Genomic DNA, 13,149 nt, shown 5'->3' on the forward strand with positions numbered 1-13,149 from the left:
TTTTTTGTATTTAAGCCCACACAATTCGCCAACTCTTTCGAGAAGTTAATGTAACCTTAATCTTGTTCTCAATCGCTTCTGCCCCAGTGATTACATCCTGACTTTACCGCGCTTTCACCTGCTCACAACTCGGTTACTCTGCCAGAGCTAAAAGTCTGATTTGACGATATAGAGGCTATTATGAGTAATAAATTTTTGCCGGTCTTAACTCCGCTGCGTGGGCTTGCCGCGTTATTTGTTGTGCTGTTTCACGCTCGGCTGATCCTATTTCCGCAAATAAACCCAGAGATTAAGATCTACAGCGCGTTTTTAGAAAATGCCTATCTGTGGGTCGACCTATTCTTTATCCTCAGTGGATATGTGATGCTGCATTGCTATCAGCAAACCTTCTCGTCTGGCATCACACGACAAAGCTGGAAACGATTTATCTGGCTAAGGTTTACCCGGATTTATCCGCTGTTTCTCATCACTCTATTGTGTCTTATCGCTTGGGAAAGCTACAAACAGCAGCATGGCATTGGCTTTTTTGGCGGGGCGTTACTTAATTCATGGGGATTAGCTGGCATACCGGCTTTTGCAGGACCATTTAATACCTCACAAACGCTGCTATCCAACTTACTTATGCTGCAAGGACTATCAAGCTACGGATTAAGTTGGAACATTGCGGGCTGGTCACTCTCTATTGAATGGCTTTGCTACCTTGCCTTCCCATTTTCCGTGCCTTTCTTGCTCCGCCTGCGCAGCAAGTTGCCACTACTGCTACTTGTTAATGCAGGCATACTTATCAGCTTAGTCTCACTGTATGGCACGCTTGATCTCACCACCGGCGTTGGGGCGCTATTACGTGGATGGATAGGTTTTACCACCGGAGCAAGTTTATGTTGTTATGTTTCTCTTAGCGCACGCTCAGCGCTAGCCAACCCTTGGCTACCTTTATTGACTTTTATAGCCTGCCTTTTGGTGATGCATTTTAGCCAAAATGTCTGGTCACTGCTGGCGTGTTACCCACTGTTTGCGGTGTTAGTGGCATCATCAGCAACGCAAAAACACCCTCAGCATATCGCCAACCGCTTGTTAGACAATCGCCTCACTAATTGGCTCGGAGAGCTCTCCTACTCGATGTATTTGTGGCACTGCGTCTTGCTGCTTGCGGGAGTAGAAATTCTAAACCTTATCAATCCGCTCGCGGTGGATAAGTGGTATCAACAAACCAGTTGGCTGGCGCACCTCTTAGCAATTAGTGGCTTTCTCGGATTACTGATTGCTCTATCAGCACTTAGCTATTATGGCTTTGAAAAACCGATAATGAAGTGGCTAAGAAGGCAGCCCGCAGCACAAATGCAAGCTGAAACTAAACGCACATAACTAGCCGAAGGCTATCAAGAAAGTTCATCAAGCAAAAAATCGACAAAGCCGGAGCAAATACTCCGGCTTTGGGTTAATCATTCAATCAAGTGGTCACTACGTGACTATGGCGTGTAGTAAGTCGCTGCACCAGGACCAACTGGAAGACCCAATACGAATACCCAGATGTAGAATAGTAAGCTCCAACCAACCATAAAGCAGATTGAGTAAGGCAGCATAGTCGCGATCAGCGTACCAATACCAAGATTCTTCACGTAACGTGTTGCTACCGCCAAAATCAGACCAAAGTAACTCATCATTGGCGTAATAATGTTAGTGGTTGAATCACCAATACGGTAAGCCGCTTGAATCGTCTCTGGCGCATAGCCAACCAACATTAACATCGGCACAAAAATCGGTGCGGTTACCGCCCACTGCGCTGACGCTGAGCCAATCATTAAGTTGATAAAGGCACACATCAAGATGAAGGCGAAGAACAGCATTGGTCCAGTCAAGCCAATCTCTTGCAAGAAACCAGCGCCGGCAACCGCAAACACCTGACCAAAGTTGGTCCACTTGAAGAAAGCAACAAATTGCGCGGCAAAGAATACCAGTACAATATACATACCCATTGAAGACATCGATTTTGCCATTGCATCAATCACGTCTCGGTCAGTTTTCATCGTGCCCACCACTTTGCCGTAGACAAAACCAGGAATGGCGAAGAAAACAAAGATAAAGGCAACAATACTCTTCAAAAATGGTGAGCCCGCCACCTTACCTGCATCAGAACGTAATACGCCGTCAGCTGGAACGATCGTCCACGCTAGTAATGCCGATACCAGCAATACCGCTAAACCCGCAAGCTTAAGACCTTTTTTCTCAATGTCGGTTAGCTTACCCATTGAATCTTGTGACAGATCTTCCGCCGCTTCTTCATCGTTATATTTACCTAACTTAGGCTCAACAATCTTCTCAGTAACGAAAGCACCAGTAATCGCGATAAAGAAGGTAGAAACAAACATGAAGTACCAGTTAACTTCTGGTCCAACGGTATAGGTTGGGTCAATCATCTGCGCCGCTGTCTCGGTAATACCAGACAACAACGGGTCAACGGTACCAATCAGTAGGTTGGCAGAGTAACCGCCGGATACACCGGCAAAGGCAGCAGCTAGACCTGCAAGTGGGTGGCGCCCTAGTGAGTGGAATAGCATCGCGGCAAGAGGGATAAGAACAACATAGCCTAGCTCAGAAGCGGTGTTGGAAATAATACCAGCAAACACCACAGTGACAGTTACCATGCGCTTGGATGCGCCCATGACAAGACCACGCATCGCAGCAGAAAGTAGCCCTGAATGCTCGGCAATTGCCACACCTAACATCGCCACCAGCACAGTGCCTAATGGTGCAAAGCCAACAAAGTTTTTCACTAGGTTAGTGACGATCAGTTGCAGACCGTCCGCATTGAGCAAGCTTACAACATGGATCATGCCATCAGCAGCACGACCTTTAGCCCCTTCAGGTCTTGGGTCAACCACAGAGACTTCAAAATAACCGGCAATTCCGGATGTCACGAGAATCGCGACACAGAAAATAGCAAATAAAGTGATTGGGTGAGGTAATAGATTCCCCAAATACTCAACCGTATCTAAAAAGCGTGTAAACAGAGTTTTCTTCGGTGAGTGTTGTCTTATTGAATCAGATGAACTCATCTGTTCCCTCCTTGTAGTTATTCCTGCGCAAATGTGAACAAATTGTCACAAAGCCGAGACAGCCTACTTTAAGGAGGGAATGTAAAACAAATGAAAAATGTAACAATAATTTAATATTGCAGAATTTATAACCAATCAATTACCTAAGTAGCAGTCAATAATAGGAATCAAAAAGCATTTAAACAGTAAATATAACTACCGCTTTGTATTCTATTTTTGTACCGCTTTAAAGCGTGGATTGGTTTTGCAAATCACGTATAACCGCCCGCGACGCTTAACAATTTGGCAATCTGGATGACGACTCTTTGCACTTTTGAGTGACTTTACGACTTTCATTTTGACTCCTTAAAGCGGCTGTAGCGACGGTTAAAGTTCGATACTCGACCTTGTTTTTGCATCACGCGTTGCTTACCGGTGTAGAACGGATGCGATTCAGACGACACATCTAAAGTGAAATATGGATAAGTCTTACCGTCTTGCCACTCAATTGTTCGCTCAGTTTTTAGCGTCGAACCAATAATAAAATACTTATCCACGCTGGTATCATGGAACACCACTTTGCGGTATTCAGGGTGAATTCCTTCTTGCATCATTTTTCCTCAAATGAAATGTTATAACATAACAAATGATAACAATTATCAATTCCAAATCAAGCAATTTATTTCGTTCTATACAAAAGCAATATGGCAAAGCGGTGAGACTAGTGTGATTGTGCTATCTTGTGGCAAGAATTAAGTAAGAGATGATGCTGTGTACCACATTGAACCAATTGGCGTTATTCAAAGCCCGTATAAAGAAAAGTTTGCCGTGCCAAGACAACCGCGCTTAGTGCCCGCAGCCACTGCTCGAGTTAAGCTACAAGGTGAGGTTAACTGCGCAGAAGCCGTGCGCGGTATCGAACAATTTAGCCATGTATGGTTACTGTTCCTGTTTGATCAGAACCTAGCCGCTGGGTGGAAGCCTACCGTACGTCCCCCTCGCTTGGGAGGCAATGAACGGGTCGGTGTGCTGGCAACCCGTTCAACCTTTCGCCCCAACGGTATCGGTATGTCGGCGGTGGAGCTTAAAGGCGTAAGCCAACAAGGCGATCAGTTCTACCTTGAACTGGGCAGCGTGGATTTGGTTGATGGCACCCCAATTGTGGATATCAAACCTTATATTCCTTATACCGATTCCATCGTCAATGCTAATGGCGGCTATGCCGAAGAAGAACCAGAAAAAACACCGGTCTGTTTTCTGCCTACAGCAGTTGAAAGCTTAGCTAAACAAGCCAATAGCCAGCAAATTCGTCAAGTAATTGAGCAAGTTCTCGCCCAAGATCCACGTCCTGCGTATAAGAAAAATAAGCCAGACAACAAAGAATATGCGGTTAATTTATTCAATTTGAACGTTAAATTCACTGTAAACGATAACTTAGTGTCTGTTACTGCGATTGAACACTTTTGACAAAGCGATTTGGCTGATATTATAAGCGGCTAACAATTTCCCCTCTGGGGACCTTCATACTCCAGCCCTATGCTGGCCAGAGTATTTCACTTTAATAAACGGATAAATTTAATGCGTACCAGTAATTATCTTCTTTCTACTCTGAAGGAGACTCCAAACGACGCAGAAGTAGTGAGCCACCAGCTCATGCTACGTGCAGGTATGATCCGTAAGCTGGCTTCAGGTCTTTACACCTGGCTACCTACTGGTCTACGTGTATTGCGTAAAGTCGAAAACATCGTTCGTCAAGAGATCGACAATGCAGGTGCAATCGAAACTTTGATGCCCGTTGTTCAGCCGTTTGAACTATGGGAAGAGACAGGCCGCAGCGAAAAGATGGGTCCTGAACTACTTCGCTTTACTGACCGCCACGTTCGTCCGTTTGTACTAAGCCCAACTGCAGAAGAAGTGATCACTGCACTTGTGCGCAACGAGGTTAGCTCTTACAAACAGCTACCGATGAACCTGTACCAAATCCAAACTAAATTCCGTGATGAGCGCCGCCCTCGTTTTGGCGTAATGCGTGCACGCGAATTCTGCATGATGGATGCGTACAGCTTCGACATCGACAAAGCGGGTCTAGAGAAATCTTACCAAGCGATGCACGATGCTTACTGTAAAGCATTCGACCGTATGGGTCTTGAATACCGTCCAGTACTAGCAGACTCAGGCGCTATCGGTGGTAACGGCTCTCAAGAGTTCCACGTACTAGCAGAAAGTGGTGAAGACCTAATCGCCTTCTCTACTGAATCTGATTACGCGGCAAACATCGAGAAAGCAGAAGCGGTTGCACCTACAGTTGAGCGCGCAGAACCAACTCAAGAGATGACTCTAGTTGATACGCCAAACGCGAAAACTATTGCCGAACTTGTTGAGCAGTTCGATCTACCAATCGAGAAAACTGTTAAGACGCTATTCGTTAAAGCTTCTGATGAAATCGATGCACCAATCGTTGCACTGATCATCCGTGGCGACCACGAACTAAACGAAATCAAAGCTGAGAACCTAGCTGAAGTTGCAGCTCCTCTAGAGATGGCAACTGAAGAAGAGATGCGTGAGCTAATTGGCGCAGGCGCAGGTTCACTAGGTCCTGTTGGTCTTGAGCTGCCATTTATCGTTGACCGCTCTGTAGCAGTAATGAGCGATTTCGGCGCGGGCGCAAACATCGACGGCAAACACTACTTCGGTATCAACTGGGGTCGTGACGTAGAGCTTGGTCAAGTTGCTGACCTACGTAACGTAGTGGAAGGCGATCCAAGCCCATGTGGTCAAGGTACACTGATGCTTAAGCGCGGTATCGAAGTGGGTCACATCTTCCAACTAGGTAATGTTTACTCTGAAGCGATGAACTGTGGTGTTCTAGATTCAAATGGTAAGAACGTTATCCTAGAAATGGGTTGTTACGGTATCGGTGTATCACGCGTTGTTGCTTCTGCCATCGAGCAAAACAACGACAAATACGGCATCATTTGGCCAGACGCTCTAGCGCCTTTCCAAGTAGCAATCGTACCAATGAACATGCACAAATCTGAGCGCGTTCAAGAAGCAGCAGAGAAGCTATACGCTGAACTAACTGCAATGGGTATCGAAGTACTATTCGATGACCGTAAAGAACGCCCAGGCGTAATGTTCTCTGATATGGAACTGATCGGTATCCCTCACACTATCGTGATTGGCGACCGCAGCATGGACGAAGGCAACTTCGAATACAAGAACCGTCGCAGCGGCGAGAAAACTGCAGTAGCGATGGCAGATATCGTTGAGCACCTAAAAGCACAATTCGCGTAATGAAGTGTTAAAACATGCAAAAGGTCGATGGAAACATCGGCCTTTTTTGTTGCGTGCGGAAAACGGATGCGGGATGCGGGATGCGGGATGCGGGATGCGGGATGCGGGATGCGGGATATTTTATCTTTTGGAGAACGAGCTGAATCAATGGTTTTAGTCATGGCGAGTAAAAATTAAACATTATCATCCCCAAGAGGGAGGGACGATCGAGTTGGGGATCTCGCTTTCAAATAACAAAAACAAGATTCCCTACTCGCGCTAACGTGCTCTATGGAATGACAAACTTAAGGCAGCGCTAAGTAAGATAATGCCTACTCCGTATTCCATAAGGCGAAGCCTGTTCCCACATCTCGAAGCAAAGCGTTCTGTAGGGCAAAGCCCGTTCCCGCTTTCTACGCCAAAGGCTCTGTCGGTGCTTGACTAGCTACCTTTTTCGGCGCAAATGGAACATCCACCAGCGCTTGTTCATTGCCATCAATTAGCTCACCGAAATGGAAAATACCATACTCACCCGGCTTCATTCGATGCCAAGTTTCGTTGTCAGTTAAAGGCTGAGTCGCAATCACAGAAACAATATCATTGGGTGTGGTTTCTTCTTGGAAATTGATTTCCACATCTTCATCAATCAATGAAGCTTTGCCAAATGGCGCGCGTCGAGTGATCCAGTACAAGTGATTGGTGCAATAGGTCATCACATACTCGCCGTCAGAAAGCAGCATGTTAAACACACCTTTCTCACGTAACTTATCGCAGCATTCAGCAATAAAACGAAATACTCCCACCATATCTTGCGGCGGCTCTGGATAGCGCTCTTCCAATTGTTTAAGCAGCCAACAAAACGAGAGTTCACTGTCGGTTTGCCCCACAGGGCGAAAGCGTCCTGTGATGAGGTCTTGATAGTCAGTTAGCTGACCATTATGCGCGAACGTCCAGTAACGTCCCCACAACTCACGAGTAAACGGATGGGTATTTTCGAGATTCACTGCACCACGATTGGCTTGGCGAATGTGGCTTATTACCGCGAGGCTTTTAATCGGGTAGTTTTGTACCAACTCGGCAATCTTGGATTGGCAACTAGGGTTAGGGTCTTTAAAGTTGCGAAAACCTTTACCTTCATAAAAGGTAATTCCCCAACCGTCACGATGTGGTCCGGTGTTACCACCACGTTGCATCAGCCCCGTAAAACTAAAGCAGATATCTGTCGGCACATTAGCGCTCATTCCGAGCAATTCACACATGGTTTAATTTACTCCCTCTACATCAGCTGGCAGCGGCATATCTAAAGCCGCTGCTGCCTAAACCGTGTGGTTTGAAATGAAGATTACTTCTCCATTTCCTTCTCGATCAGTTGAATCACAATGTGGATGATCTTGATGTGGATTTCTTGAATACGGTCAGCGTAACCAAAATGAGGAACACGGATTTCAATATCCGCACAACCCGCCATCTTGCCGCCATCTTTGCCCGTTAGAGCGATGGTTTTCATGCCCTTCGCTTTAGCTGCATCAATCGCATTTAAAATGTTGCCAGAGTTGCCTGATGTAGATAGACCAAACAATACGTCGCCTTTAGAACCTACTGCTTCTACGTAACGAGAAAAAACGAAATCGTAGCCGAAGTCGTTACTTACACAAGACAAGTGGCTTGGATCAGAGATCGCGATACCCGGGTAGCCTGGGCGATTTTCACGGTAACGACCCGTTAGCTCTTCAGCAAAGTGCATTGCATCACAGTGTGAACCACCGTTACCACAAGATAGCACTTTGCCACCTTGCTTAAATGAATCAGCGATCAGTTTTGCTGCCGCTTCAATTTGGGCAATATTGTGATCATCACTAAGGAACTTGTTCAGTACATCAGCAGCTTCTGTTAGCTCGCTTTTAATCAAATCCTGGTACATAAGCACTCTCTTGAATTCAGTTTAACTTGGAGTCTTGTTACTCCTATACAACCTGAGTTTACTTGAACCTACGCAACTGTCGATAGTCCACCAGCAAGATTTCTAGGATTCTTGAACTTTCACGTACACAAATTCGTCATCACCACGCAAAAATAGATTTTTAACTCTACTTAGATCACTTTTTAGACAGTTATTGATTTTACATTTCTTTAATATCTCGATTACAATTTAACTGGTTAGACCACTTAACGTAAACAGACGTATAAATAACAACAATGTCTGAAAAGGAACCTCAATATGGATATCTTGCTCTCTACTTTGGGCTTTGTCGCCGTACTCGGTGCTTGCCTTTATCATCGATCTTCTGTGCTGACTTCAGTTGCCGCGATGACAGTAACGATGATCGTTCTGACAATAGTCGGTACGGTTGGCGCTTTAAGTTGGATTGTCTTTCTTGCAGCTGGCGCTGTGTTACTGGTGCCCTCGATTCGCCAATCTGTGATCAGCGGCAAAGCACTAAAAGTGTTTCGCAAAGTGCTACCAGCGATGTCACAAACCGAGAAAGAAGCTTTGGATGCCGGCACCGTTTGGTGGGAAGCGGAACTATTTAAAGGCAAACCCGATTGGGACAAGCTGCATGCGATCAAGGCACCTAAGCTAAGCCCTGAAGAGCAAGCGTTCCTAAATGGTCCGGTTGAAGAGGTGTGTGCTATGGTGAGTGATTATCAGGTCACCCATGAACTTGCCGATCTACCACCCGAAGTTTGGCAGTACTTAAAAGATCACAAGTTCTTTGCCATGATCATCAAAAAGAAATATGGCGGATTAGAGTTCTCGGCATACGCGCAATCTCTCGTGCTGCAAAAACTAACTGGCGTCTCTGGTGTGCTTTCATCTACTGTAGGTGTACCAAACTCGCTTGGTCCTGGCGAATTACTGCAACATTACGGCACTACTGAACAAAAAGATTACTACCTACCTCGCCTTGCACAAGGTAAAGAGATCCCTTGTTTTGCCTTAACCAGCCCTGAGGCTGGCTCAGATGCCGGGGCGATTCCTGATTATGGCGTAGTTTGCTATGGTGACTGGCAGGGCGAAAAAGTACTTGGTATGCGCCTAACATGGAACAAACGCTACATCACCTTAGCACCGGTTGCGACAGTACTCGGTCTTGCGTTTAAGTTGCGTGACCCTGATGCTTTACTGGGCGATCAGCCTGATCTTGGCATTACCTGCGCGCTGATCCCAACCCATCTAAAAGGGGTAGAGATTGGTAATCGCCACTTCCCTTTGAATGTCCCTTTCCAAAACGGTCCCACCCGTGCAAACGAGTTATTTGTGCCAATTGATTACATAATTGGCGGGCAAAAAATGGCGGGACAAGGTTGGCGTATGCTGGTTGAGTGTCTGTCGGTCGGTCGTGGTATTACCCTACCATCGAACTCTACCGGCGGCATCAAAACAGCCGCTCTGGCAACAGGTGCCTATGCGCGAATCCGCCGTCAATTTAAGCAACCTATCGGACATATGGAAGGGGTGGAAGAGCCACTCGCACGCCTTGCAGGTAACGCCTATGTGATGGATGCGGCGAGTGAACTGACTGTCGCTGGTATTGATTTAGGCGAGAAGCCATCGGTTATCTCAGCGATCGTTAAGTATCACTGTACTCACCGTGGACAAGCTAGCATTATCGACGCGATGGATATCGTTGGTGGTAAAGGCATCTGTATGGGACCTTCGAACTTCTTAGCTCGTGGTTACCAAGGTGCGCCGATTGCGGTCACTGTTGAAGGGGCGAATATTCTTACCCGTTCAATGATCATCTTCGGTCAAGGCGCAATTCGTTGTCATCCGTATGTATTAAGTGAAATGAATGCAGCGTATTCAGAGCAAAGCGATGCGCTAGAAAAATTTGATGCAGCCCTTGCTGGACACGTTAGCTTTACCATCAGTAACTTAGTACGCAGTTTGTGGCTTGGTCTCACCGATGGTCGCTTTTCATCTGCGCCAGTTGGCGATCAAACCAAGCGTTACTATCAGCAATTAAATCGCTACAGCGCCAATATTGCCCTGTTAGCCGATATTTCAATGGCGGTATTGGGCGGCTCGTTGAAACGTAAAGAGCGCCTATCTGCGCGTCTTGGTGATGTGTTGAGTCAGTTATATCTCAGCTCTGCGACACTAAAACGCTATGATATGGAAGGACGTAACGCGCAAGACTTACCTTTGGTTCACTGGGGCATGCAAGATAGCTTGTATCAGACAGAACAAGCGATCGAAGGTCTATTGGCAAACTTCCCGAACCGCATCGTGGCGACTTTGCTCAAGTTGGTGGTCATGCCATTAGGACGAGTGCGTAAAGCGCCAAGTGATAAACTCGACAGCCAAGTCGCACAATTATTGCAAACACCAAGTGACACTCGCTCACGTCTTGGTCGCAATCAGTACTTAGCTGCCAGTGAGTTTAACCCTGCAGGTCGTATCGAACACGCATTGCATGTCATCTTAGAAGCAGAGCCGGTGTTTGATAAAGTGTGCCAAGCACAAGGCAAACGTAAACCTTTCCTAATGTTAGATAAAGTGGCAGAGCTGGGACTAGAGATGGGGGTGATTGATCAGCAAGAAGCTCAATTACTGATCGAAGCGGAGAAGCAACGCCTTTACGTGATCAATGTGGATGATTTTGAACCGCAAGCGCTGGCAGCCAAACCTCTACAACCAATCAGCATGGATGAAGTCGCTTAACTAAACCGAGAGCACACCGCGTGGGTAAACCACTAAGCGGTTAAATAACAAAGGGCTGCTAACGCTGCCCTTTTTAATACTCTGAAGCTTTTACCACTTTGGATAAGTGCAGTACTATTTTTTCGGCATTTCCAACTGCATTTCAGGAATAGCAGCTCGCTTGGCTTTTAGCTTACGCATCACAAACCAGGTTACCAAACCGATAAGCACTACCACTAGGTTGCCCACAATGATAATCATCATACTCGTTTGACGCTGAGACTCACGCACCTCTTTGATGCGCTGTGCTTCAAGGAGCTTTGCTTGCTGAATGCGTTCTTGCTCTTGCAAACGGCGAGTTTCTGCCAAATCAATATCTTTAACCACACTGTAGGTATGCTCGCCAAGAGGGAACATGAGCTCGCGCCCAGAACCAAGCTCTGTCGCGTACACCTCACCACTCCACGAATATTGACCAATCACACCTGAATAAGGAATTTCTAGCGCAACTTTACTCGCCTCATCTGAAGCGGCGGCACCTTCAACCGCGATGGTGGCATGCCCAGAATCGGTATGTTCAATATGCGCAGCCATGCTGCCAGGAGCAATCATGCCTTGCTCACCAGAGAAAATAACTTGATGCGCTTGATTTGGCTGGCGAGACTGAATAAACGTCAGCTCGACTGGGCTTGGATAAACCAGCACTTCCTGCTCTTGCGCACGCAAAAACACACCGTTGCCAGAAGTAATCCGAACACGATATTTACCCGGCTCAGGCGAAATCGGTAACTTTACGGTAAAGACACCATCACCAGCTTTCTCATCAAGATCAACACCATCATCGGCAAATTCGCCGATCTCAATCGGTACTGGGCGAGCTTCTTTAATTAAGCTCTCTTCATTGGCAACAAACTTAGTAAAGGTAACCTTGAGCTTTACTCGATCCAAAAAATCTCGCAGCACTAACGGCTTGTCATCAGAGGTCAAACGCGCAGTAAATTTCAGCTCTTCCCCTTGAAACAGTCGCTCAGGCAAAACATCAGCTGAAAGCTTAAGGTGGGAGATCAGCTCAATCTTGTTTTTTGGCGTCACTTTGCCAACCGCCTGCCAAGGTCCTGGCATTGGTCTATCGATGGAAATAATGTCCATCGCTGGCTCTTGATACCAGCGAACGTTTTCAGGATGGCGATGAGAGTAGTATTTACGCCCATCAGGACGCACAAGCACCACTGATTTGGAATTTTCTGCCCGATAAATCACAAAGGTGATCTGTTTAATGCTCGGGTCGACACGAAAACGGTTGTCGAGTAAAGACATTGAGCTTTCAGAGAGAGTCGCCGCTTGCGTTGCAAAACACAGTGAACTCACCAATAGCCCCAGTAAGGCAAATCCGATCCTCAACATCTTTTCTCCTATTGACGCCAAAGGCAGCTTCCGCTTTTCTCAACGATATCTAAACGACCATTATGTGCTTCTATCTCATCGGCGGTTGCACGTAAAACCTTTAGCGCTTTTCGTTCACTAGAGACACGTTTTATTGACTCACCTCCCATACCTTCACTGTTGCTGCCAGCATTAAATTGCAGTGAGGTTTGTCCACCTGTCATTAGCAGGTAAACGTCTGCTAGGATCTCCGCATCGAGTAATGCGCCGTGCAAAGTACGATGTGAGTTATCAATACCATAACGATCACACAGTACATCAAGGTTGTTACGCTTGCCCGGGAAGATTTTCTTCGCCATAGCAAGGGTATCGGTCACCTTACAATATTGCTCGGTCTTACCGATTTGTGGGTCGAGTTTATCGAACTCATAGTCCATAAAGCCGACGTCGAAGGGCGCGTTGTGCGCCACCAGCTCAGCACCTTTAATAAACTCAAGGAACTCTTGGTGTACTTCACTGTATTGCGGCTTATCGCGCAAAAATTCATCGGTGATACCGTGAACCCCAATCGCCTCGGCCTGAATTTCACGGTCCGGTTTGATATAGACGTGGAAATGTCGACCCGTCAGTTTGCGGTTGATGATCTCTACCGCACCGATTTCGACAATGCGATGCCCAAGGTAGTGTGGACCACCCTCTTGGTTCATACCCGTGGTTTCGGTATCGAGTACCACGATACGATGCTGATTAGAATTGTTGCTGGTATTCATTACAAACTATGTGTCAGACTATGAGTAAATATGTGCAAGCTCT

11 protein-coding genes are annotated in these 13,149 nt (G+C 46.5%); 4 read left to right on the forward strand and 7 right to left on the reverse strand.

Features of this window, described 5'->3' with window-relative positions:
* The first annotated feature begins 180 nt into the window (after nucleotides 1–180).
* Nucleotides 181–1,365, forward strand: a complete 1,185-nt coding sequence (locus tag DPF93_RS12375; RefSeq protein ID WP_114766468.1) for an acyltransferase family protein — start codon at nucleotides 181–183, stop codon at nucleotides 1,363–1,365.
* A gap of 104 nt (nucleotides 1,366–1,469) precedes the next feature.
* On the opposite strand, the gene DPF93_RS12380 is transcribed toward DPF93_RS12375, so the two are convergent.
* From DPF93_RS12380 to DPF93_RS12390, 3 genes are all read right to left on the reverse strand, one after another.
* Nucleotides 1,470–3,056: an AbgT family transporter gene (locus tag DPF93_RS12380; RefSeq protein WP_114766469.1), complete on the reverse strand. Its 1,587-nt coding sequence runs from the start codon at nucleotides 3,054–3,056 to the stop codon at nucleotides 1,470–1,472.
* Nucleotides 3,057–3,266: 210 nt separating this feature from the next.
* The gene (ykgO, locus tag DPF93_RS12385; RefSeq protein ID WP_005380299.1) at nucleotides 3,267–3,392 is read right to left on the reverse strand and encodes a type B 50S ribosomal protein L36; all 126 of its coding nucleotides are present in this window, start codon (nucleotides 3,390–3,392) and stop codon (nucleotides 3,267–3,269) included.
* On the reverse strand, nucleotides 3,389–3,646 hold the full coding sequence (locus DPF93_RS12390) for a type B 50S ribosomal protein L31 (protein WP_114766545.1): 258 nt from the start codon (nucleotides 3,644–3,646) through the stop codon (nucleotides 3,389–3,391). The genes ykgO and DPF93_RS12390 overlap by 4 nt, the downstream gene beginning before the upstream one ends.
* 160 nt (nucleotides 3,647–3,806) lie before the next feature.
* Between DPF93_RS12390 and tsaA the strand changes: the two genes are divergently transcribed.
* On the forward strand, nucleotides 3,807–4,502 hold the full coding sequence (gene tsaA / locus DPF93_RS12395) for a tRNA (N6-threonylcarbamoyladenosine(37)-N6)-methyltransferase TrmO (RefSeq protein WP_114766470.1): 696 nt from the start codon (nucleotides 3,807–3,809) through the stop codon (nucleotides 4,500–4,502).
* Nucleotides 4,503–4,613: 111 nt separating this feature from the next.
* Nucleotides 4,614–6,329, forward strand: a complete 1,716-nt coding sequence (locus DPF93_RS12400; RefSeq protein ID WP_114766471.1) for a proline--tRNA ligase — start codon at nucleotides 4,614–4,616, stop codon at nucleotides 6,327–6,329.
* Between the two features lie 392 nt (nucleotides 6,330–6,721).
* Here the strand turns inward: DPF93_RS12400 and DPF93_RS12405 are convergent, their stop codons facing one another.
* Together DPF93_RS12405 and lpcA are read right to left on the reverse strand one after the other, a co-directional pair.
* On the reverse strand, nucleotides 6,722–7,567 hold the full coding sequence (locus DPF93_RS12405) for a class II glutamine amidotransferase (protein WP_114766472.1): 846 nt from the start codon (nucleotides 7,565–7,567) through the stop codon (nucleotides 6,722–6,724).
* Nucleotides 7,568–7,650: 83 nt separating this feature from the next.
* Nucleotides 7,651–8,229 carry a D-sedoheptulose 7-phosphate isomerase gene (gene lpcA / locus DPF93_RS12410; RefSeq protein ID WP_114766473.1) on the reverse strand — a complete coding sequence of 193 codons (579 nt, stop codon included), beginning with the start codon at nucleotides 8,227–8,229 and terminating at the stop codon, nucleotides 7,651–7,653.
* A 297-nt stretch (nucleotides 8,230–8,526) separates the two neighbouring features.
* On the opposite strand from lpcA, the gene fadE reads away from it, so the two are divergent.
* On the forward strand, nucleotides 8,527–10,974 hold the full coding sequence (gene fadE / locus DPF93_RS12415) for an acyl-CoA dehydrogenase FadE (RefSeq protein WP_114766474.1): 2,448 nt from the start codon (nucleotides 8,527–8,529) through the stop codon (nucleotides 10,972–10,974).
* Between the two features lie 114 nt (nucleotides 10,975–11,088).
* On the opposite strand, the gene DPF93_RS12420 is transcribed toward fadE, so the two are convergent.
* Entirely contained in the window at nucleotides 11,089–12,357 is a 1,269-nt protein-coding gene (locus DPF93_RS12420; protein ID WP_114766475.1) for a TIGR03503 family protein, read from the reverse strand.
* A gap of 8 nt (nucleotides 12,358–12,365) precedes the next feature.
* Nucleotides 12,366–13,106 (reverse strand): DNA polymerase III subunit epsilon, encoded by a 741-nt coding sequence (gene dnaQ, locus DPF93_RS12425; protein WP_114766476.1) that lies wholly within the window; start codon nucleotides 13,104–13,106, stop codon nucleotides 12,366–12,368.
* Between the last annotated feature and the right edge of the window lie 43 nt (nucleotides 13,107–13,149).

Origin of the sequence: Vibrio rhodolitus (assembly GCF_003350325.1) — a bacterium.
Classification (GTDB): domain Bacteria; phylum Pseudomonadota; class Gammaproteobacteria; order Enterobacterales; family Vibrionaceae; genus Vibrio; species Vibrio rhodolitus.